Raw genomic sequence first — 21,824 nt, 5'->3', positions numbered from 1 at the left:
GGGCGACCACACCGACACTCGAAGGACCTCGATGAGCCAGCCTACCCATACGCGTATCCGCATGTTCAACACGAAGGATACCTACCCGAACCAGACGCTCGACAACGACCTGTGCCAGGCCGTGCGGGCCGGCAACACCGTCTACGTGCGCGGCCAGGTCGGCACCGATTTCGACGGCAACCTGATCGGCCTCGGCGACCCGCGTGCACAGGCCGAGCAGGCGATGAAGAACGTCAAGCAGTTGCTCGAGGAAGCCGGCAGCGACATCACGCATATCGTGAAGACGACGACCTACCTGATCGATCCGCGTTATCGCGAACCCGTGTACCAGGAAGTCGGCAAGTGGCTGAAGGGCGTCTACCCGATCTCGACGGGGCTCGTCGTTTCCGCGCTCGGTCAGCCGCAGTGGCTGATGGAGATCGACGTGATCGCGGTGATTCCCGACAACTGGCAGCCGAACCGCGCACGGGAGGCGACATGACGTTCTCCATCGTCGGACGCTGCCCGGAGACGGGGCAGCTCGGGATCGCGATCAGCTCGTCGAGCATCGCGGTGGGCGCGCGCTGCCCGTGGGTGCGTGCGGGCGTCGGCGCCGTCGCGACGCAGAACATCACGCTGCCGGCGCTTGGGCCGCAGATTCTCGACCTGATCGAGCACGACCAGCTCGCGCCGGCCGCGGCGCTCGACCGGGCGTTGAGCGCGAACGGCTGGAGCCAGTACCGGCAGGTCACGGCGATCGACGGGCAGGGGCAGACCGCATGCTTCACCGGCAAGGAGGCGCTCGGCACGCATCGCGCGGTGCAGGGCGAGCAATGCGTGGCGGCCGGCAATCTGCTGGCCGCGCCGGCCGTGATCGATGCGATGGTGCGGGCCTTCGAGCACGCGCCCGGGCTGCTCGCCGATCGCCTGCTGGCCGCGATGCACGCGGCGACGACGGCCGGCGGCGAGGCCGGGCCCGTGCATTCGGCCGCGCTGAAGGTGGCCGGCGACGTGACCTGGCCGATCGTCGACCTGCGCGTCGACTGGGCCGATACCGATCCGATCGGGCAACTCGATGCGCTGTGGCGCGCGTATCGGCCGCAGATGCAGGACTACCAGACGCGCGCGCTGAATCCGACCGCCGCACCGAGTTACGGAGTACCGGGCGATGAGTGATCCGTCGAGCCGCGCGCTGCTCGAACGGCTGATCGGCTTCGCGACGGTCAGCCGCGACTCGAACCTCGAGATGATCGGTTTCATCCGCAACTATCTCGCGGGTTTCGGTGTGGAAAGCGAGCTGTTCTATAACGCGGAACGCACGAAGGCGAGCCTGTACGCGACGATCGGCCCGCGCGATCGCGGCGGCGTCGCGCTGTCGGGCCATACCGACGTGGTGCCGGTCGACGGGCAGGCATGGACGGTCGAGCCGTTCCGGCTGACCGAGCGCGACGGCCGCCTGTACGGTCGCGGCACGGCCGACATGAAGGGCTTCATCGCATCGGTGCTCGCGGCCGTGCCGGCGTTCGTCGCGCGGCCGCTGAGCGTGCCCGTGCATCTCGCGTTCTCGTACGACGAGGAAGTCGGTTGCGTCGGCGTGCGGCCGATGCTCGAACAACTGGCCGCGCGCGCACATCGTCCGCGGCTGTGCGTGATCGGCGAGCCGACCGAACTGAAGCCGGTGCTCGGTCACAAGGGCAAGCTCGCGATGCGCTGCCACGTGAAGGGCGCCGCGTGTCACTCGGCTTACGCGCCGTCGGGCGTCAACGCGATCGACTATGCGGCGAAGCTGATCGGCCGGCTCGGCGAGATCGGCGCGGCGCTCGCACGCCCCGAGCGGCACGACAGCCGCTTCGATCCGCCGTTCTCGACCGTGCAGACGGGCTTGATCAAGGGTGGCCGCGCGCTGAACATCGTGCCGGCCGAATGCGAGTTCGATTTCGAGGTGCGCGCGCTGCCGGATTTCGATGCGCACGACGTGCCGAGAAAGCTGCAGGACTATGCGGAATCCGAACTGTTGCCGCGGATGCGCGCGGTGCAGCCCGATACCGACATTCAACTGAAACCGCTCGGCGCGTATCCGGGGCTGGCGACCGCGCCGGACGGCGAGGCCTCGCGGCTGATCGCGTGGCTGAGCGGGTCCGACGCGTTCGGCACGGTGGCGTTCGGCACCGAGGGCGGGCTGTTCGGGCAGGCCGGTATTCCGACCGTCGTGTGCGGTCCCGGCAGCATGGACCAGGGGCACAAGCCCGACGAGTTCGTCACGCTCGAACAACTGCACGGATGCGACGCGATGCTCGGTCGTCTGGCCGCGTATCTTTCTTCAGCCGACTGAGCTGGCCACCGACACGCACGCTCCGCACCCGGCGGCGCGTGCGTTTTTTTGTTCTCTATCGCGATCTCATCGCGCCGCTTCCGCGACGATCTGCGCAAGCCGCTCGCGGCAGAAATCGACGAACGACTGCGCCTGCTTCGTGAGCTGCCCGCGCTTCAGCCGCGCGCTCACGAGCCCGGACGGGCTGACCGTTTCGCTGAGGCCGATCGTCACGACACGCTGGCCGTCGTACGTATAGTCGGAATGCGGGCGCGTGACGAGCAGCGAGAACCCGAAGCCCTGGCCGACTATCCCGCGCACCATCTCGATCGACGGCGAGCCGAACACGATGTTCGGCGTCAGCCCGAGTTCGTGAAACAGACTGACGAAATACGTGCGGCTCGGCTGCACGTCGAGCAGGATCATCGGCTCGACGCACAGGTCGCGCAGCGACACGTGCGTCTGGCTCGCGAACCGGTGGTTTTCGGGCAGCAGCACGTACGGCTGCTGCGGCGGCATCAGCGACTCGGTTTCGATCGTGCCGTCGAGATCGTGGTCGTACATCAGCGCGAGATCGAACGTGCCGGACGTCAGCCCCTGCACGAGTTCCTGCTGGTCGCCGTCGCGCAGCCGGATGTTCACGCCCGGGTAGCGCTCGCGAAAACCCGCAATCAGTTGTGGCAGATAGAGCGGCGCGACCGTCTCGAAACAGCCGATGTCGATCTGCCCGGCGATCACGTCGTTGTCGGCGAGCGCGTTCTGTTCGAACTCGTGCGCGATGCGCAGCAGTTCCTGCGCTTTCCGGTAGAAGCGCGTGCCGCTCGGCGTCAGCGACACGCCCTGCGCGTGATGGCGAATGAACAGCTTCACGCCGAAGCTCTCTTCGAGCCCCTTGATCGCGCTGGAAATCGACGGCTGCGCGATAAAGAGCTGACGCGATGCCTCGGCGACGCTGCCGGATTCGACCGTCGTGATGAAGTACTTCAGTTGCCGCAATGTGTAGTGAGCCACAAGCACCTCTGATGCCCGCCCCGGCGTGCCGCCGCGGGCGCGTGCGCGTTCCATGGGGAAACAGACCCTGGCACCTTACCTGAAGTCGATCGGCGCCGAAATTTCCGCTGCAGAGCTTTTTCGTATGTCGCGGAAATATTTTTAGTATTTTCCGGTCGCGATGCACGTGGCGCACCATCGTCTCCAACCTGGATCGCGACGGGGCCGCGTGCGCGCCGGCGGGACATGTCATCCGTCCCTGCTTGCCGCGCACGCGCCGCTTCGTTCGGCGCCGCCGCGCATGCACGCGGTGCGGCGTCGCCCGTGCATCCGGACCGATGGCCGGCGCGCACCCCGACGCGCGCCGGCGTGAACGGCACGCGCGCATTGCCGCGCAGGACTGGAGACTTCACCATGACGAACGCGGAACGCAATGCGTCCCCGATGATAGAGAAGCACACGATCGGCTATGTGCCGCCCGCCGAACGCCACGGCAAGGTGCGCGACTTGTTCACGCTCTGGTTCGGCGGCAACATCGCGCCGCTGCCGATCGTGACCGGCGCGCTCGGCGTGCAGATGTTCCACCTGAACCTGATGTGGGGGATCGTCGCGATCGTCGTCGGCCAGGCGGTCGGCGGCGTGCTGATGGCGCTGCATTCGGCGCAGGGCCCGCAGATGGGCATCCCGCAGATGATCCAGAGCCGCGCGCAGTTCGGCTCGTGGGGTGCGCTGCTCGTCACGGTGATCGCGGCCGTGATGTACGTCGGCTTCTTCGCGTCGAACATCGTGCTCGCCGGCAAGTCGGTGCACGGCATCGCGTCGTCGGTGCCGGTGCCCGTCGGCATCGTGATCGGCGCGGTGGGCTCCGGGCTGATCGGGATCGTCGGCTACCGGTTCATCCACATCCTGAACCGGATCGGCACGTGGGTGCTCGGCATCGGCATCGCCGTCGGCTTCTGGATGATCCTCTCGCACGTGAACACCGCCGATTTCCTGACGCGCGGCGGCTTCGACTTCGCGGGCTGGCTTGCGACGGTATCGCTGTCGGCGCTGTGGCAGATCGCGTTCGCGCCATACGTGTCGGACTATTCGCGCTATCTGCCGGAGGACGTCGGCGTCGCGTCCACGTTCTGGGCGACCTACCTCGGCTGCACGATCGGCTCGACGCTCGCGTTCATCTTCGGCGCGGTGGCCGTGCTCGCGGTGCCGGCCGGCGCGGACACGATGGACGCGGTCAAGCAGGCGACGGGCCCGCTCGGCCCGCTGATGCTCGTGCTGTTCCTGCTGAGCGTGATCAGCCACAACGCGCTGAACCTGTACGGCGCGGTGCTCGCGGTGATCACGTCGGTGCAGACGTTCGCGTACAAGTGGATTCCGACCGCGAAGGCGCGCGCGATCGTGTCGGTCGTGATCTTCGTTGCGTGCTGCTACGCGGCGATCGGCGCATCGAAGAACTTCGTCGGCAACCTCGTCGACCTGGTGCTCGCGCTGCTGGTCGTGCTGGTGCCGTGGACGGCGATCAACCTGATCGACTTCTACGTGATCCACAAGGGCAAGTACGACATCCAGTCGATCTTCATGGCGGACGGCGGAATCTACGGCCGCTTCAATCCGCAGGCGCTGCTCGCGTATGCGATCGGCATCGTGGTGCAGATTCCGTTCATGAACACGCCGATGTATGCGGGCCCGATTCCCGCGCATCTGGGCGGCGCGGATCTGTCTTGGCTCGTGGGCCTGCTGCTGACGTCGCCGCTGTACTACTGGCTCGCGACGCGCGACAGCGCGTATCGGCGCCGGCAGGGCGGCGCGCACCTGCCGCCGACGGCGGTGCGGTAAGCGCAGGGCGGCAGGCGGGCACGGGCGGGGCGTGTGCCGCGACCCTTGCCCACCCGCGGATCAGACCACCGCCGAGCGCGCGACGCGCACCGGCACCGACTTGTACGACGGCGTGCCGCTTTCCTTGTCGATGTAGTCGAGCGGCACGAGCACGTTCGCTTCCGGGTAGTACGCGCCGACCGAGCCCGGCGCGATGTCGTACTCGATCGCGGTGATCTTCTCGAGGCGCAGTGTGCGGCCCGACGCCGTGACCGTCTCGATGTCGACGAGGTCGCCGTGTTCGAGCCCGTACTTGTCGAGATCGGCCGCGTTCATGAACAGCACGTCGCGCCGGCCGAACACGCCGCGATAGCGGTCGTCGAGCCCGTAGATCGTCGTGTTGTACTGATCATGGCTGCGCAGCGTGATCAGCCGCAGCACCTGCTCGGCGCCGAGCGCGTCCGCGTCCTCCTTCACGCCCTTGTAGACCGAGAACATCGCCTTGCCGGTCGGCGTCGGCCACACGCGCTCGGTGGGCGGCAGCGGCAGGCGGAAGCCGCCCGGCGTGCGGATCCGCTCGTTGAACGCGTCGAAGCCGGCTACCGTCTTGTCGATCAGGTCGCGGATGCGGTCGTAGTCGGCGATCAGGTCGAGCCACGCGACCTTGCTGTTCGGCAGCGTCGCATGCGCGATGCCGGCGACGATCGCGGGCTCCGAGCGCAACTGGTCCGACGCCGGCTTCAGCTTGCCGGCCGACGCATGGACCATCGACATCGAATCCTCGACGGTGATCGATTGCCGGCCGGTGGCCTGCATGTCGAGCTCGGTGCGGCCGAGCACCGGCAGGATGAAGGTTTCCTTGCCGACCAGCAGGTGCGAACGGTTCAGCTTCGTGCCGAGATGCACGCTCAGGTCGAGCTTCGCCATCGCCGGGAACGACAGCTCCGGATCGGGCAGCGCGACCGCGAAGTTGCCGCCGAGGCACAGCAGCGCCTTCGCGGTGCCGTCGATCATCGCTTGCATCGCTTGCACCGCATCGTGCCCGTGTTTCGCGGGCGGCGTGAAGCCGCACACGTCCTCGATCTTCTTCAGGAATTCGGCCGACGGCTTCTCGGTGATGCCGACCGTGCGGTTGCCCTGCACGTTCGAATGGCCGCGCAGCGGGCACACGCCGGCGCCGGGCTTGCCGATGTTGCCGCGCATCAGCAGCAGGTCGGCGATCAGGCGCACGGTGGCCGTGCCCTTGTTGTGCTGCGTGACGCCCATCCCGTACGTGACGATCGTCGCGTTCGACTTCGCGTACGCGAGCGCGACCTCTTCGAGCTGCGCCTGGGCGAGGCCGCTCGCGCGTTCGATGTCGTCCCACGACGTGGCTTCGAGATCGGCCGAGAACGCGTCGAAGCCGTCGGTGTGCTGCGCGATGAAATCGCGGTCGAGCACGTCGCCGCGCTCGGCCTCGAGCTTCAGCAGCGCCTTCATGATGCCTTTCAGCGCGGCCGCGTCGCCGCCCGCGTCGACCTGGTAGTACGTCGACGCGATCCGCGTCGAGCCGAACGACGCCATCTCGATCATGTCCTGCGGATCGGCGAAGCGTTCGAGCGCGCGTTCGCGCAGCGGGTTGAACACGATGATCGGCACGTTGCGGCGCGCGCACTCGTGCAGCGTGCCCATCATCCGCGGATGGTTCGTGCCGGGGTTGTGGCCGATCGAGATGATCAGCTCGCAGTGGTCGAAATCCTCGAGCGACACGGTGCCCTTGCCGATGCCGATCGACTGCGGCAGGCCGACGCTGGTCGGCTCGTGGCACATGTTCGAGCAGTCGGGGAAGTTGTTGGTGCCGAGCTCGCGCGCGAACAGCTGGTACAGGTACGCGGCTTCGTTCGACGCGCGGCCCGACGTGTAGAACTCGACCTGCTCGGGCGGCAGCGCGCGCAGCACTTCGCCGATGCGCGCGAACGCGTCGTCCCATTCGATCGCGCGGAACGTGTCGGTCGCGCGGTCGTAGACGAGCGGATGCGTGAGCCGGCCCATGTTCTCCAGTTCGTAGTCCGACATGCGCAGCAGCGACGACACGGTGTTCGCCGCGAAGAACTCCGGCGTCACGCGCTTGGTCGTCGCTTCCCACGTAACGGCCTTCGCGCCGTTCTCGCAGAACTGGAACGTCGACTTGTGCTCCTTGTCCGGCCACGCGCAGCCGGGGCAGTCGAAGCCGTCGGGCTGGTTGGTCCGCATCAGCACGATCGGCGCCTCGATGGTTTCCATTTGCGTGCGCACCGCATCGGCTGTCGCGCGAAGCGCGCCCCAACCGCCGGCGGGCCCGTCGTATTTCCTGATGCCTGGCACTTCGCGTCGATTTGTCATGTGAATCTCCAATAGCCGGGCCCGATGCGGGTGGCTCGGTTGCGCCGTGTCGCGGCGTGGGGCGGCTCCGTCCGCGGACGGAGCCGGTCATGCGTGCCCCGGGTGGTGGGGCATGCGTTGTTTTAGTGCGCGTCCTTCTTCGCGCCGGACGACTTCTTGCCCGACGGCTTCGCGGCGGGCGGCGGGGCGTCGGCACGCGTGTCGTCCGCCTTCGCGTCCGCTGCTGCGTTGGCGGCCTTGCCGTTCGGTTTGGCCTTGCCGCCGGCGTCCTGCTTCGCCTCCTTCGCTTCAGGCGCGGCGAGCTTGTTGAACTTCACTTCGTCGCTGTCCTTGTCGTAGTCGACCTCGCACTTGTCGCCCGACTTCAGCCGATCGGCGAGGATTTCCTTCGCGAGCCGCGTCTCGATGGTCTGCCGGATCTGGCGCTTCAGCTCGCGCGCGCCGAATTCAGGCTGGTAGCCGGCTTCGGTCAGGTGTGCGACGAGCGAATCGCCCATCACGAGCGTGATGTCCTGCGCGGCGGCGGTGCGCACCACGCGATCGAGCTGGATCTGCACGATCGCGCGGATGTCGTCCTTCGACAGCGCGTGGAAGACGATCACCTCGTCGATCCGGTTCAGGAACTCGGGCCGGAAATGCCCCTTCAGCACCTGCATCAGTTCCTCGCGGATCGCCTTGTCGGTCTTGCGCGCGGCTTCCGGCTGCGTGAGGTTGTCCATGATGATCGCCGCGCCGAGGTTGCTGGTCGCGATGATGATCGTGTTGCTGAAATCGACCACGCGACCCTTGCCGTCGGTGAGACGCCCGTCGTCGAACACCTGCAGCAGCACGTTGTAGACGTCCGGATGCGCCTTCTCGATCTCGTCGAGCAGGATCACGCTGTACGGGCGACGCCGCACGCGCTCGGTGAGCTGGCCGCCTTCGTCGTAGCCGACGTAGCCGGGCGGCGCGCCGATCAGACGCGCGACCGCGTGGCGTTCCATGTATTCCGACATGTCGATGCGGATGATCGCCTGCTCGTCGCCGAATACGGTCTCGGCCAGCGCCTTCGCGAGCTCGGTCTTGCCGACGCCCGTCGGCCCGAGGAACAGGAACGTCGCGATCGGCCGGTGCGTCTGGCCGAGCCCCGCGCGCGACAGCCGTACCGCATCGCTGACGGCGACCACCGCATCGGCCTGGCCGACCACGCGCTCGCGCAACTGCTCCTCCATCTTCAGCAGCTTCTGGCGCTCTTCCTGCGTGAGTTCGGACACGGGGATGCCGGTCAGCCGCGACACGACCTCGGCCACCGATTCAACGGTCACCTCGAGCGTCTCCGAACCGGTCTTGCGCTGCCACGCCTCCATCATCTCGTCGACGGCCTTCTGCTTCGCGCTGATCTGCTCTTCGAACTGCTTCGCTTCGTCGAAGCGCTTGCGCGACGTCGCGTAGTCCTGCTCGCGCTTCAGTTGCGCGATCTGCGCTTCGCCTTCCTGAATGTCGACCGGGCGCGACGTCGCACCGATCCGCACGCGCGCGGCGGCCTGGTCGATCAGGTCGATCGCCTTGTCGGGCAGGAAGCGCGACGTGATATAGCGGTCGGCGAACTCGGCGGCCGCGACGAATGCTTCGTCGGCGAACGTCACCTGGTGGTGCGCCTCGAGACTGTCGCGCAGCCCGCGCAGGATCACGATCGTCTGCTCGACGCTCGGCTCCGGCACGAACACGGGCTGGAAGCGGCGTTCGAGCGCGGCGTCCTTCTCGATGTACTTCTGGTATTCGTTGAGCGTCGTCGCGCCGATCAGGCTCAACTCGCCGCGCGCGAGCGCGGGCTTCAGCACGTTCGCGATGTCGAGGCCGCCTTCGCCGCCGCCCTGGCCCGCGCCGACGATCGTATGCAGCTCGTCGATGAACAGGATCAGTTCGTCCTGCTTCGCGGTCACTTCGTCGATCAGCTGTTTCGCGCGTTCCTCGAATTCGCCGCGATACTTCGCGCCGGCCACCATCGAGTTGATGTTGACTTCGACGAGCCGCTTGCCGCGCAGCACTTCGGGCACGTCGCCGTTGACGATCCGCTGCGCGAGCCCCTCGACGATCGCGGTCTTGCCGACGCCCGGCTCGCCGATCAGCACCGGATTGTTCTTCTTGCGGCGCGCGAGCACCTCGATCGTGCTCTCGATTTCCTGCGCGCGGCCCAGCACCGGATCGAGCTTGCCCTGGCGCGCGATCGCGGTAAGGTCGCGGCCGAACTTGTCGAGGTTCGGCGTGCCGGTCGGCGCATCGACGCGGCCGTCCTCGGCGCCCTTGCCGACCACCTTCACCACCTTCTGGCGCAGCGCCTCGGGCGTCACGCCGTATTTCTTCAGCAGCGTGCCGGCGACGCTGTCGGGCACCGATGCGAGCCCGATCAACAAGTGCTCGGGGCCGATGTACGAGTGGCCGAGATCGCGCGACGCCTGAAACGCGTACTGCACGGCCTTCTTCACGCGCGGCGAGATCGACAGCTTGTCGAGCGGCGCGTCGGGAGCGGCCGTGCCGGTGTGCGCGTGCGCGTCGATGTACGTCTTGATGTCCTCCGGCGACAGCTTTAGTTCCTTCAGCAGCGCGGCACATACGTCGGTGTCCGCGAGCGCGTACAGCAGGTGTTCGGAATCGAGCTCGCTGCGGCGCAGCTCGTGCGCCTTCTCGGCCGCGCGCTGCAGCAGTTCGAGCGTCTGTTCGCTGAACGCGTCGGTCGGATCGACCGATTCGCGCGGAATCTCGGCGGCGAGCGGCGATTCGTCGCCGAGCCCGCCGAACAGCGACGACGGTCCGCCACCGCCGAGCAGCGAATCGAACGGATTCAGCATGCTCTGATGCCGCATCAGCTGGCGGAAGTGGTAATCGCAGATCGAGATCGTCTTGCGCTCGCCGTCCTGCATCACGGTGGCGCGTGCAACGGCCGGCCGCGCGTGGCAGATATCGCAAAGTGCGGGCATGGTGGTCTGGCTCCTGTCGGTGAAGGTGGGTCGAAGCGTGACGCCCGATGCGGTGCGGCGCTCGCGCGTCCCGATCGCGGTCGGGGCGGGAAGCGCGAGTGCCGCAAGGAGCCCACGGCATCGCTTCGACTGCGTTCAAAATAACGAATCGACGCGGCCCGTCCAAGACACAGTTCCATGCCGGACCGGCCGTGAATTGCACCCTCACATGGACGCGGGCCGGGGCGGCAAGGAGTACAGACGCGCAAGCGGGCGGCGGCGCGGGCGTGTGCGGCGCGTACGGCTTGCGGTGGAAGGCGCGGGAAAGGGCGGCGCCCGAACGGCGCGCGGTGCGACATCGGCGCGCAGTGCGCCGGCAGCGGCCGAACGGCGGCCAGACGGGACGCGACGCGCGAGCGCGAACCGGTGGCGTCCGGCCATGCGTGCACCGCAGCCGAGACGCGCGGTGCGGCCGGGGAAGGCGAAGGCGGGTGACACCGCACGCGCCGGCCATCGCGCAACCGCGGTGCACCACGATCAGTCGGAGAGTGTCATCGCGAGCCGTTGCCGCGCGATCTGCTTGACGTCGGCCGACAGTGCCGCATTCTGCAGACCATTGGCCCAGACGGAGAACGAATCCTCGATCAGGTTGCGCGTATCGGGCGGCAGCTCGGCCAGCATCAGCGACACGACGGTAAACAGCACGGCGGTGTCGCCGGCCTGGCGGCTGGCGTTCGCGTCGACCGTCTGCTTCAGGGTCGCGACCGACGCCTGCAGCGCCTGTAATGCATCATTCGATTCGCTCATGAAATCCTCGATGCAAGATGGGCTGGAGCGGCGACGAACCCGCGGCCGGCGCGCGACGCCCGGGCGGACATCGCGCGCCCGCAATCGCACTCAGGCGGCCGCGTTACCCTGCGGCGCCACGGCCACCGATGCCTCGCTCGTCAACATCAGGAACGTGAACGTTTCGCGCAGGTACAGGCGGACGCCCTTGTCGGTGTGGCTCGTGTAGCCGATCGACAGGTCTTCCCCGAGGTGCAGCTCGTAATCGCCGCCGCGCGTGGACAGCACGCAGCCGCCGCTGATCGCCGGCGCCCAGATGATCTCGCCGCTGACGATGCGTTTGATATGACCGAGGACCGGATAGCCCTGGTCGCGCGCTTCGCTGAGCGCGGTGTACGCGTCCGACCCGAGCACGACCGAGTACGGACCGTCGACGCCGGCGAGGCGCAGCGCTTCCAGCGCGTCGCTGATCGCGTCCGGGTACGCGCCGACGTCCGCCGGCAGCGTGAGCCGGCGGTTCGACGTGCCTTCGCGGATGCCGATGATGCCGGCCGCGCGGTAGCCGTCGAAGATCGCGCTGTCTTCGGCGAACGCGAGCCGTTGCGCGGCTTCCTTCGCCGGCTGCCAGTCGGCGTCGCGCGCGCCGCGCTCGACGCTGTCGATCGCGTCGCGGCTCAGCTCGAACGGCACCGTCAGCTCGACGATCGTGCGTACTTCGCGCAGCCGCGCGTTCACGAGTTCGCGCGGCGCGGCCACGTCGAGCAGGTGCCCGGTGCCGACGGCCGACAGCTCGGGGCCTGCGGGGCCCTCGACGTCGACGACGCGGCGGCCGGCCACCGATCGTTTGAAGGTGCGCGCCACTTCCTCCTCGATTTGTTCCCAGGCGGACGACGAGATCGGGGCGAGTTCGCGATGCAGGTTATTCATAGGTCGGGGTTCCTTTCAGCGAGCCGATGTTCAGCGAGCCGTCGCGCCGCGGTGCGGCAGGCGCGGACGGCGTGGATTCCGGTTGGGCGGCTTCGGCGGCCGGCGCGGGGCGGTCGGCGAGCGCTTCGAGCAGGTCGGCCGACGGCACGAAGAACAGCGAGCCGGTGACCGCGCGGCTGTAGTCGAGCAGGCGGTCGTAGTTGCCGGGCGGGCGGCCGACGAACATGTTCTCGAGCATCTGCTCGATCGGCGCCGGCGAGCGCGCATAGCCGATGAAATAGGTGCCGAATTCGCCGGCGCCCGGACGCCCGAACGGCATGTTGTCGCGCAGGATCTTCACTTCCTGGCCGCCCTCGTCGAGCGTGGTCAGCGAGCTGTGCGAGCACGACGGCTTCACGTCCGGCGCGAGCTCGATGTCGGACAGCTTGGTGCGGCCGATGATGCGCTCCTGCGTCTCGACCGCGAGCGCGTTCCAGCCGGCCATGTCGTGCAGGTACTTCTGCACGAGCACGTAGCTGCCGCCCGCGAATTCGGCGTCTTCGTCGCCGATCACCGTGAAGTCGACCGCTTCGCGGCCTTCCGGATTTTCGGTGCCGTCGACGAAGCCGATCATCGCGCGCTGGTCGAAATTGCGGAAGCCGTGCACCTCGTCGACGACCGTGACCGCGTCGCCGAGCGCATTGAGCAATTGCGTCGCCAATTCGAAGCACAGGTCCATCGCTTCCGCGCGGATGTGCAGCAGGATGTCGCCGGGCGTCGCCACTGCGACGCGCTGGCCGGCGCCGAATTCGCGGAACGGATGCAGCGACGCGGGGCGCGGCTCGCCGAACAGCGCATCCCATGCGTCGGAGCCGAAGCCGCAGACGCACGTGAGGTTGCCGCCCGGCACGCGCTTGCCGACCGAGCGCACGAGCGCGGCGATGTCGCCGCACCATGAACGGATCGTGTCGGCGTGATCGGCGCCGGGATTGATCGTCGCCACGAGAAAGATCGCGCTGCGCGTGATCGGGCTGTGGACGGCCTGGGAGAGCGGGGGAGGGGTAGTCTGCATCGCGGCCTGCCGGTCAGTCATGTCGGGACGGACGGGCCGCGGCAGCCGCGGCGCGCGAACGCGAACGGTTGAACTGTGTCATGCGACGGTTCTCTTTGTGACGTGCGGATGAAGGACGTTGCGCGGGCATCGCGCAACGGGCCGCAGCGGCGGCGGCCGGCCCCCGGCGCGAAGGGGAGGCGGACGTGGCGGCCGCGCGTTCGCCCGGCGCGTGAGCTGTCCGCACCGCGTAACGGCGTCGAGCCTGCAATCTAGCAGCTTCGACGGGTCTTTGGAACACGTATCGATGATCTGTCATTCGAATGGATCAAACAGGGCCCGGTTTTGTGCGGCGCCCGCGCAGCTGTACTCCTGGCGCGCGCGGCGCTGTGCTCTTGAGCGTGCGTGTCGCGTGCAGTAGATTAGGTCCCGCTACGGTTCCGCCACGGTTCCGCTCCGCCCGACGACGACCATCATGATGAACCTTTTGGAAGCGATGCGTATTTTCGGTGCAATCGTCGAGCACGGCGGGCTGTCCGGCGCGGCGTCCGATCTGAAGCTCGACGTCGCGCAGGTGAGCGCGCGGTTCGATGGCCTCGAACGCTATCTCGGTTGCCGCTTGCTGCTGGACCGCTCGGGCGACGACGTCGTATGCACCGAGGCCGGCGTCGCGTTTCATGCGTGTTGCCGGCGCACGCTGTCTGCGGTCGCGCAGGCGACCGGCGCGATCGGAACCGGTGCGTGCGCAACGGTCTCCCGTCCGCCCGTCGCAGGCTTTCCGTTTCCCGACACCCCCCGCCGCAGCGATGGCGCATCGATCGCGGCACCGACGACACTGCACCGGACAACGCGTTGAATATTTCCACTGCATCCGCCGATACGACCGCCGAGCGCATTCGTCGCCGCTTCGGCCATTTCCTTCACGCGGCCGAGCTGGCCGGGCTGGTCGTGATCGGGCTGGCGACCGCGTTCGCGATGACGCAGGAGGCGTGGAAGGTCGTGCTCGCGGGCGAAGTGTCGCTGACGGACCTGCTGCTGATGTTCCTGTATCTGGAAGTGCTCGCGATGGACCTGCGCTACCTGCGGCTCGGCCGGCTGCCGGTGCGGTTTCCGCTGTTCATCGCGATGACGTCGCTCGCGCGCGACCTGATCCTGCGCGGCGCGACCGACAGCCCCGAGCGGATGCTGATGACGACTTTCGGGATCGTGCTGCTCGCGGTCGGCGTGCTGATCCTGAGCTTCGGCCAGCATCGCTTTCCGGCGGACGTCGACGATGTCGAGGACGACGTGCATGTGCGCAAGTAACGCGGCCCGGGCGGCATTCGAAGCGAACCCCGGCGCGCCGTGCGACGTGCGGCGGCCCCATTCTCATCCCAACACGCGAGGTGTCGCATGACCAGGCAATTGATCGTCGCCGTATTCGGCAGCGTCGACACGGCCCGCCGGGCCGCGAACGATTTCGATGCGCTGTCGGAGAAGAACGAAGGATTCCATATCGAGAATGGCGTCGTCGTCGAGAAGGACGCGAACGGCAAGCTCGCGGTGCTCGACGCCGAATCGCGGCCGTTCAGGGGCGGCGTGATCGGCGCGATCGCGGGCGGCTTGCTCGGCCTGCTGGCCGGACCGCTCGGCGTGGTGACCGGCATGGCGGCCGGCGCGGGCGCCGGCATTCTCGCGCAAGCGGCCGGCAACGCGCTGCTCGACGGCACGTTCGTCGAGACGGTCGCGGCGCGGCTCGTGCCCGGCAGCGTCGCGGTCATTCTCGAAGCGAAGGAGGACACGCCGTTCTCGGTCGACAACGTCGTCACGGGATTCGGCGGCAAGGTGTTTCGCCAGACGCTCGACTGAGCCCGCCCCTTTTCGAACCGAGTCGGGAGAACCGCATGCGTATCGATCAATCGTACCGCCGCTTCGACATCGCGGCGACGCTGTCGCCGCTGCCCGGCAACCGCGCGATCGCGAGCGTCGACGTGACGACCGACGATCCGGGCCGCCTCGCCGATCTCGGCACGAGCCAGTTCCTGCAGATCCGCAAGTGGCTCGAGTCGAACGACGTCGCGCTGCTGACTGTGGTGTTCGACGAGTGCAAGGTCGCGATCGACCACTACGCGGACAACGTCGACGACGCGTGAGGGCGAGCGGGCCCCCGCATGGCCGGGCTTCGCAACACCGCCGGCCGCTCCGCCATCCTCGGGACATCATGACGTGCGCGCGGCGAACGGCGGTCGCGACGTCGCATGCGCATCTGTTCACCACGCCGGCCTGATTTGACGTTTCCTCGCCAAACTGTCACTTACATTCGCCGAAATGACGCAGTAGGATGCCGAACCTTGTCTTGATGAGATTCGCATTGCTATCCGCCTTCAATTTCGATAACGGACGAGGTTCCAGCCGGGACACCCGCGCCCGGCGACGGCTATCCGGCTTCATGCGTCGGCGCGGCCGTGCCGACCATGCGGCGCAAGCCGGTTCATCGCGGCCGGGGCGAGGCGGATGAAGCTCTACGAGAAGTTTGCGAACGACGTAGAGCGACTCATTCGGCAAGGCGTATATCGACACGGCGACCGTGTGCCGTCGGTGCGGCAGGCGAGCCAGCAGCACCGGATCAGCATCACGACGGTGCTGCATGCGTATCTGCTGCTGGAAAGCCGCGGGCTGCTCGAAAGCCGGCCGCAGTCCGGCTATTTCGTGAACCTGCGGCGCGACGACGGGCACGCGCCGGTGCGCGAACTGCGGCCGTCGAAGCCGATCGCGATCTCGTCGTCGGTCGACGTGAGCCGGCTCGTGCTGTCGACGCTGCGCTCGATCGGCACGGACGACGCGGTGCCGCTCGGCTCGCCGTATCCGGACCCGAGCCTGTTCCCGTTCGAGAAACTGAACCGCTACGCGTATGCGGCCGGCCGCGACAAGTCGCTGTGGGGCGTGACCGACGGGCTGCCGCCCGGCCATCCGCGACTGATCCGGCAGATCGCGCGCCGCTACCTGGAGAACGGGATGTCGGTGGACCCGAACGAGATCATCGTGACGGTCGGCGCGACGGAGGCGATCAACCTGTGCCTGCAGGCGGTCGCGAAACCGGGCGACACGATCGCGGTGGAATCGCCGACGTTCTACGCGATGCTGCACGCGATCGAGCGGATGGGGATGAAGGCGATCGAGGTGGCCACGCATCCGGAATACGGGATCGACATCGCGGCGCTGGCCGCGATCGCGAAGTCGCAGCCGATCGCCGCGTGCATGGTGATGCCGAACTTCCAGAATCCGCTGGGTTTCCAGATGCCGGACGAGCGCAAGCGCGAACTGGTTGAGTTCGCAACGAAGGCCGGCATGCCGATCATCGAGAACGGCGTCTACAACGAACTGTATTTCGGCAACACGCATCCGAGCATGCTGAAGTCGTTCGACCGTCATGGCATCGTGCTGCATTGCTCGTCGTTCTCGAAGAGCCTGACGGCCGCGTACCGGATCGGCTGGGCGCTGCCGGGCCGCTACCGCGATCAGGTCGAGAAGCTGAAGTTCCTGAATACGCTCGCGACGCCGTCGTTGCCGCAACTGGCGATCGCGGAGTTTCTCGAACGCGACGGCTACGAGCATCACCTGCGGCGAATTCGCAAGGCGTATGCGCAGCAGGCGAACCTGATGCGCGCGATGGTGTCGCGGTTCTTTCCGGAGGGCACGCGCATGTCGAGCCCGGCGGGCGGGTATGTGCTGTGGGTCGAGTTGCCGGCGCAGGTCGATGCGATGCGGTTGTACCAGCTTGCACTGGAGCAGGGGATCACGATCGGCCCGGGCTACATGTTTTCGATCGCGGACACCTATCGAAACTTCATCCGCCTGAACTACAGCAGCCCGTGGTCGCCGGAGATCGAGCAGGCGGTCGTCGCCGTCGGCAAGCTCGCTGCCGCCTGCGTCGGCTGAGCGCGCCGCCGCGCGCGGTGCGACGTCATGTCAGCCGATACGACTGCGCGCCGGTGCCCGCGAGCGTGCCGCCGTCGACGATCAGGTATTCGTTGCGGATCGGCCTGCCGTCGAACCAGCATTGCAGGATCTCCAGCGTGCCGGCCGCATAGCGCGCCTGCGCGGACAACGACGTGCCCGAGATATGCGGCGTCATTCCGTTGAACGGCATCGTGCGCCACGGGTGATCGGCGGGCGCCGGCTGCGGAAACCACACGTCGCCGCCATAGCCGGCGAGATGGCCGGACGTGAGCGCATTCACGACCGCGTCGCGGTCGACCAGCTTCGCGCGTGCGGTGTTGATCAGGTGCGCGCCGCGCTTCATCCGCGCGATCATCGCCGCGTCGAACAGGTGCTCGGTCGACGGGTACAGCGGAATCTGTAGGCTGACGATATCGACGGCGCTCGCGAGCGATGCCGCGTCGGCGTGATACGTGAGCGCGAGCGCCTGCTCGATCGACGCATCGAGCCGGTGGCGCTGCGTGTAATGCAGAGGCAGGCCGAACGGGTGCAGCCGGCGCAGCACGGCCAGACCGATGCGCCCTGCGCCGAGCGCGCCGGACACCGAGTCGACGAGTTCGCCGGGCCGGAAGCCGGGCGGGCCGGCCGGCGTCGGCGCGGTTTGGCCGTCCGCATAGCGCGTGATGACCGGCATCGCATCGCGCACGTAGCGCGGCGGATAGCCGTCGACGGGATCGGGGTAGAGCACGCACAGCACGGTGGCCATCGGGTAGCGCTCCTGTGACAGGGGGAAGGCGGCACGCGGATTGCGCGGGTCGCGCGGGCGCTCGCAGCGCGGCCGGCGTGTTGCGCCGCAACGTCGATCACGTTCTACGCCGGTCGTGGATCGCGTACAAGCTACAGTCCGCGTTTCTCGTGCGCTGCGGGGCGTCTGTACCTGTTCTTTTCAGGAGGGATGTCGATAATGGGATCGTTACCTGACTTTTCGGGAGCCACGTCATGACTGGAAGCGATGCTGCGTCCTCACCCGATCTCACGCAAGGGATCGCGCTCGACGATCTCGCCGACGGCGCGATGATCGAAGGCCATGTCGGCGATGCGGCGGTGCTGCTCGTGCGCCGCGGCGACGAACTGTTCGCGGTGGGCGCGCAATGCCCGCACTACGGCGGCCCGCTGGCCAAGGGCCTGCTGGTCGGCGACACGATTCGCTGCCCGTGGCATCACGCGGCGTTCTGCCTGCGCACCGGCGAGATGGAGCGCGCACCGGCGCTCGACGGGCTGCCGTGCTGGCGCGTCGAGCGGCGCGACGGCCGCGCGGTCGTTATCGATGCGCGACCGGCCGCCGTGCCGCCCGAGCTGAAGGCGGCCGGGCTGCCGGCCTCGGTCGTGATCGTCGGCGGCGGCGCGGCCGCGATCGCGGCAGCCGTCACGCTGCGGCAGGAAGGCTATCCGCATCCGATCACGCTGCTGAGCGCCGATGCCGATCCGCCGTACGACCGGCCGAACCTGTCGAAGGATTACCTCGCGGGCACGGCTCAGGCCGACTGGCTGCCGCTGCGCGCACCGTCGTTTTATACCGAGCAGCGGATCGACGTACGCTGCAACACGCGGGTCGCGCGCATCGATCCCGCGCAGCGGGCGGTCGAGCTCGCCGACGGCAGTCGTATCGAATACGGCGCGCTGCTGCTCGCCACGGGCGCCGAGCCGAACCGGCTGAACGTGCCCGGCGCCGATCTGCCGCACGTCTGTGTGCTGCGCTCGCGCGCCGATTGCGATGCGCTGATCGCCAGGCTGAAAACGGCGCGCCGCTGCGTGGTGGTCGGCGCGAGCTTCATCGGGCTCGAAGCGGCCGCCGCGTTGCGCACGCGCGGGCTCGACGTGCAGGTGGTCGCGCCCGATCCGCATCCGATGGGCCGCGTGCTCGGCGACGCGCTCGGCGACACGATCAAGGCGCTGCACGAAGCGCACGGCGTCGTGTTCCACCTCGGCGCGACGCCCGCGCGGATCGGACCGGACAGCGTGACGCTGTCGAACGGCGACGTGCTGCCGGCCGACGTCGTGCTGGTCGGCATCGGCGTGCATCCGAACGTCGCGCTCGCGCAGGACGCGGGGCTCGCCGTCGAGCGCGGCGTGACGGTCGACCGCTTCCTGCAGACGAGCGCGCCCGGCATCTACGCGGCCGGCGACATCGCGCGCTGGCCCGATCCGCTGACGGGCGAGCGGATTCGCGTCGAGCACTGGGTCGTCGCCGAACGGCAGGGCATCATCGCCGCGCGCAACATGCTCGGCCAGCAGCGGCCGTTCGACGCGGTGCCGTTTTTCTGGAGCCAGCATTACGACCTGACGCTCCGCTATGTCGGGCATGCGGAGCAATGGGATCGCGTCGAGATCGACGGCGACCTCGGCGCGCACGACTGCTCGATCGCATACTGGCGCGGCAACACGCGGCGCGCGGTCGTGACGATCGCCCGCGATCTCGACAGCCTGAAGGCCGAAGCGGCGCTCGAGCGGCAGATCGCGTCCGCCTGAAAGCAGCATGACGACCCCCACCGCACCTTGAAGGGAGACGAGATGAACCCCGACGTCCGTGCACGTTTCGAAACCGAGTTCGCGCCGCGCCGGCCGAACTCGGCACGTTGCGCGACCGGCACGTCGTCGCGCTCGCGGTTGTCGTGATCGTCGCCTGCTCGACCGACGGACAGTTGCGCACGCATGCAGTCGACCCGGGCCGCGTATCGTCCGGCTTGCTGCTCGACAATGTGGTCGCGCACATCGAATCGTCGCTCGACGCGTGGCGCGAACGGCCGGTTGACGATGCGCTGACCGACCGCGTCGCGCGCAAGGCGCGTCCCGGCACAGTGTCGCTCGGGCTGGCCGCGACGCAGGTCGACATCTACGCGCTGAGCGCGGCGCTCGCGCCGCTGGGCGGCGAAGTGGTCGACACGACGCTGTCGATCGACGACGAACTGAAGCTCGTCGAAGCGATCTCGAACGCGCGCGACGACAACGACGGCAACGGCGGCAACAACCCGCCGACGAACTGACGCGCCGGCACGGTCCTTCCCCGAAATCGCCGCGCTTCCCGCCCGCGCATCCCCGCGCGCCGCGCGCTGCACAGGCGCACCCCTTGCTCGATCGGCTCGACGGTCACATTCACCGTTTCCGCTTTCGACAAGGAGGGCCTGACATGAAAGCAGTCGTATTTCACGGCATCGGCGACATTCGCATCGACACGGTGCCCGATCCGGAAGTCTCCGCGCCGACCGACGCGGTCGTGCGCCTGACCGCCAGCGCGATCTGCGGCACCGATCTGCACATGGTGCGCGGTACGCTCGGCGGGATGAAGCCCGGCACGATCCTGGGCCACGAAGGCGTCGGCATCGTCGAGGCGGTCGGGCGCGACGTACGCAACCTGCGGCGCGGCGATCGCGTGCTGATTCCGTCGACGATCGCGTGCGGCAGCTGCGCGTACTGCCGCGCCGGCTACACAGCGCAATGCGACGTCGCGAACCCCGGCGGCCCGCGCGCGGGCACTTCGTTCTTCGGCGGGCCGGCGGAAACGGGCCCGTTCGACGGGCTGCAGGCCGAATACGCGCGCACGCCGCTTGCGCATGCGAGCCTGATCCGGCTGCCCGATGCGATCGACGACGATCGCGCGATCCTGATGTCGGACATCTTCCCCACCGGCTATTTCGGCGCGCAGCTCGCGGAAGTGAAGCCGGGCGATACGGTCGCCGTGTTCGGCGCGGGGCCGGTCGGGCAGTTCGCGATCGCGAGCGCGAAGCTGATGGGCGCCGGGCGCGTGATCGCGGTCGACCGCATCGCGTCGCGACTCGAAATGGCGTGCGCGCAGGGCGCCGAGATCGTCGATTTTTCCGAGGACGATCCGGTCGACACGATATTGCGGCTGACGGGCGAGATCGGCGTCGATCGCGTGATCGACGCGGTGGGCGTCGATGCGATGCGCGCGACGCACGGGCCGGCCGCCGCCGATCGCGACGCCGCGCGCGCGTTCGATGCGGAAGTCGACGCGATCGCGCCGCACCGCAAGCCGGACGGCCGCAACTGGGTGCCGGGCGACGGGCCGTCGCAGGTGCTGCAATGGGCGGTGCGCGCGGTCGCGAAGGCCGGCACGATCTCGGTGATCGGCGTGTATCCGCAGGCGGCGCGCGTGTTTCCGATCGGCGAGGCGATGAACCGGAACCTCACGATCAAGATGGGCAACTGCAATCACCGGACGGTGACGCCGCCGCTCGTCGAGCTGGTGCGCAGCGGCGCGTTCGATCCGCTGTCGGTGCTCACGCGCAGCGAGCCGCTGACGAACGCGATCGATGCGTATCGCGCGTTCGACGTGCGCGAGCCCGGCTGGATGAAAGTGAAGCTGACGCCGTGACGACACGAACCGAAACGATGCAAACCGAAACCGGGAGAACTGCGATGAGCGATCAATACGACAACTGCATGGCCGCGTGCGACGCGTGCGCGCACGCGTGCGACACCTGTGCGGCCGCCTGCCTCGCGGAGCGCGACGTGCACGCGCTGGCCGGCTGCATCGCGCTCGACATCGAATGCGCGCAGCTGTGCCGCTTAGCGTCGGGCGCGATGGCGCGCCGCAGCGGGCTCGCACCGCGCATTTGCGCGCTGTGCGCACACGCGTGCGACTTGTGCGCGGCCGAGTGTTCGCGGCATGCGCACGAGCATTGCCGCCGCTGCGCGCTCGCGTGCGAGGCGTGCGCGGCGATGTGCCGCGCGATGGCCTGAGTACGGGCGC

The 21,824-nt window shown here is 68.1% G+C and carries 20 protein-coding genes; 13 read left to right on the top strand and 7 right to left on the bottom strand.

From position 1 onward, the window contains the following. Positions 1 to 31 precede the first annotated feature (31 nt). Genes JYG37_RS32750 through argE form a run of 3 tightly spaced genes read left to right on the top strand, consistent with a single transcriptional unit; the run spans position 32 to position 2,311 of the window. Positions 32 to 481 carry a RidA family protein gene (locus JYG37_RS32750; protein WP_050014029.1) on the top strand — a complete coding sequence of 150 codons (450 nt, stop codon included), beginning with the start codon at positions 32 to 34 and terminating at the stop codon, positions 479 to 481. Next, positions 478 to 1,155: a DUF1028 domain-containing protein gene (locus tag JYG37_RS32745; protein ID WP_089490314.1), complete on the top strand. Its 678-nt coding sequence runs from the start codon at positions 478 to 480 to the stop codon at positions 1,153 to 1,155. Before JYG37_RS32750 ends, JYG37_RS32745 begins: the two co-directional genes overlap by 4 nt. Continuing rightward, a complete protein-coding gene (argE, locus tag JYG37_RS32740) occupies positions 1,148 to 2,311 on the top strand; it encodes an acetylornithine deacetylase (RefSeq protein ID WP_213346721.1) in 1,164 nt (387 codons plus the stop codon). Before JYG37_RS32745 ends, argE begins: the two co-directional genes overlap by 8 nt. A 66-nt stretch (positions 2,312 to 2,377) precedes the next feature. Here the strand turns inward: argE and JYG37_RS32735 are convergent, their stop codons facing one another. Beyond that, complete coding sequence (locus tag JYG37_RS32735; RefSeq protein WP_213346720.1) at positions 2,378 to 3,301, bottom strand: LysR substrate-binding domain-containing protein; 924 nt, start codon at positions 3,299 to 3,301, stop codon at positions 2,378 to 2,380. 393 nt (positions 3,302 to 3,694) lie between these two features. Here JYG37_RS32735 and JYG37_RS32730 point away from each other — a divergent pair, with 393 nt between their 5' ends. Then, a complete protein-coding gene (locus JYG37_RS32730; protein ID WP_213346719.1) occupies positions 3,695 to 5,116 on the top strand; it encodes a purine-cytosine permease family protein in 1,422 nt (473 codons plus the stop codon). 60 nt (positions 5,117 to 5,176) lie between these two features. Here the strand turns inward: JYG37_RS32730 and JYG37_RS32725 are convergent, their stop codons facing one another. The 5 genes from JYG37_RS32725 to JYG37_RS32705 all read right to left on the bottom strand — a co-directional run bounded on the left by JYG37_RS32725 (position 5,177) and on the right by JYG37_RS32705 (position 13,177). Next, entirely contained in the window at positions 5,177 to 7,456 is a 2,280-nt protein-coding gene (locus JYG37_RS32725; protein ID WP_213346718.1) for an FdhF/YdeP family oxidoreductase, read from the bottom strand. A 122-nt stretch (positions 7,457 to 7,578) separates the two neighbouring features. Next, a complete protein-coding gene (locus JYG37_RS32720; protein WP_213346717.1) occupies positions 7,579 to 10,413 on the bottom strand; it encodes an ATP-dependent Clp protease ATP-binding subunit in 2,835 nt (944 codons plus the stop codon). Positions 10,414 to 10,929: 516 nt separating this feature from the next. Then, positions 10,930 to 11,199, bottom strand: a complete 270-nt coding sequence (locus tag JYG37_RS32715) for a hypothetical protein (protein ID WP_050014023.1) — start codon at positions 11,197 to 11,199, stop codon at positions 10,930 to 10,932. Positions 11,200 to 11,289: 90 nt separating this feature from the next. Further along, complete coding sequence (locus JYG37_RS32710) at positions 11,290 to 12,105, bottom strand: family 1 encapsulin nanocompartment shell protein (RefSeq protein ID WP_050014022.1); 816 nt, start codon at positions 12,103 to 12,105, stop codon at positions 11,290 to 11,292. Next, positions 12,098 to 13,177 (bottom strand): Dyp-type peroxidase, encoded by a 1,080-nt coding sequence (locus tag JYG37_RS32705; protein ID WP_089490318.1) that lies wholly within the window; start codon positions 13,175 to 13,177, stop codon positions 12,098 to 12,100. Before JYG37_RS32705 ends, JYG37_RS32710 begins: the two co-directional genes overlap by 8 nt. 436 nt (positions 13,178 to 13,613) lie before the next feature. Here JYG37_RS32705 and JYG37_RS32700 point away from each other — a divergent pair, with 436 nt between their 5' ends. From JYG37_RS32700 to JYG37_RS32680, 5 genes are all read left to right on the top strand, one after another. Continuing rightward, on the top strand, positions 13,614 to 13,991 hold the full coding sequence (locus tag JYG37_RS32700; RefSeq protein WP_213347099.1) for a LysR family transcriptional regulator: 378 nt from the start codon (positions 13,614 to 13,616) through the stop codon (positions 13,989 to 13,991). Further along, complete coding sequence (locus JYG37_RS32695) at positions 13,988 to 14,440, top strand: phosphate-starvation-inducible protein PsiE (RefSeq protein ID WP_050014020.1); 453 nt, start codon at positions 13,988 to 13,990, stop codon at positions 14,438 to 14,440. Before JYG37_RS32700 ends, JYG37_RS32695 begins: the two co-directional genes overlap by 4 nt. Before the next feature lie 87 nt (positions 14,441 to 14,527). After that, positions 14,528 to 14,983, top strand: coding sequence for a DUF1269 domain-containing protein (locus tag JYG37_RS32690; RefSeq protein ID WP_089490320.1), 456 nt, complete (start codon positions 14,528 to 14,530; stop codon positions 14,981 to 14,983). Positions 14,984 to 15,018: 35 nt separating this feature from the next. Further along, positions 15,019 to 15,267 carry a hypothetical protein gene (locus tag JYG37_RS32685; protein WP_006498393.1) on the top strand — a complete coding sequence of 83 codons (249 nt, stop codon included), beginning with the start codon at positions 15,019 to 15,021 and terminating at the stop codon, positions 15,265 to 15,267. 361 nt (positions 15,268 to 15,628) lie between these two features. Then, positions 15,629 to 17,053: an aminotransferase-like domain-containing protein gene (locus JYG37_RS32680; protein ID WP_213346716.1), complete on the top strand. Its 1,425-nt coding sequence runs from the start codon at positions 15,629 to 15,631 to the stop codon at positions 17,051 to 17,053. Between the two features lie 25 nt (positions 17,054 to 17,078). On the opposite strand, the gene JYG37_RS32675 is transcribed toward JYG37_RS32680, so the two are convergent. Beyond that, positions 17,079 to 17,819, bottom strand: a complete 741-nt coding sequence (locus JYG37_RS32675) for an NAD(P)-dependent oxidoreductase (protein ID WP_176016187.1) — start codon at positions 17,817 to 17,819, stop codon at positions 17,079 to 17,081. A 233-nt stretch (positions 17,820 to 18,052) separates the two neighbouring features. Between JYG37_RS32675 and JYG37_RS32670 the strand changes: the two genes are divergently transcribed. The 4 genes from JYG37_RS32670 (at position 18,053) to JYG37_RS32655 (ending at position 21,814) form a co-directional block, all read left to right on the top strand. Next, entirely contained in the window at positions 18,053 to 19,582 is a 1,530-nt protein-coding gene (locus JYG37_RS32670; protein ID WP_213346715.1) for an FAD-dependent oxidoreductase, read from the top strand. Between the two features lie 107 nt (positions 19,583 to 19,689). Next, the gene (locus JYG37_RS32665) at positions 19,690 to 20,097 is read left to right on the top strand and encodes a DUF1269 domain-containing protein (RefSeq protein WP_249746091.1); all 408 of its coding nucleotides are present in this window, start codon (positions 19,690 to 19,692) and stop codon (positions 20,095 to 20,097) included. A gap of 143 nt (positions 20,098 to 20,240) precedes the next feature. After that, a complete protein-coding gene (locus JYG37_RS32660; RefSeq protein ID WP_213346714.1) occupies positions 20,241 to 21,446 on the top strand; it encodes a zinc-dependent alcohol dehydrogenase in 1,206 nt (401 codons plus the stop codon). Between the two features lie 44 nt (positions 21,447 to 21,490). Continuing rightward, the gene (locus JYG37_RS32655) at positions 21,491 to 21,814 is read left to right on the top strand and encodes a four-helix bundle copper-binding protein (RefSeq protein ID WP_213346713.1); all 324 of its coding nucleotides are present in this window, start codon (positions 21,491 to 21,493) and stop codon (positions 21,812 to 21,814) included. The last annotated feature ends 10 nt before the right edge of the window (positions 21,815 to 21,824 follow it).

Origin of the sequence: Burkholderia sp. LAS2 (assembly GCF_018417615.1) — a bacterium.
GTDB lineage: Bacteria > Pseudomonadota > Gammaproteobacteria > Burkholderiales > Burkholderiaceae > Burkholderia > Burkholderia sola.
Note: the sequence above shows the minus strand (reverse complement) of the source record. Positions and strands in the feature narration are given on the sequence as shown.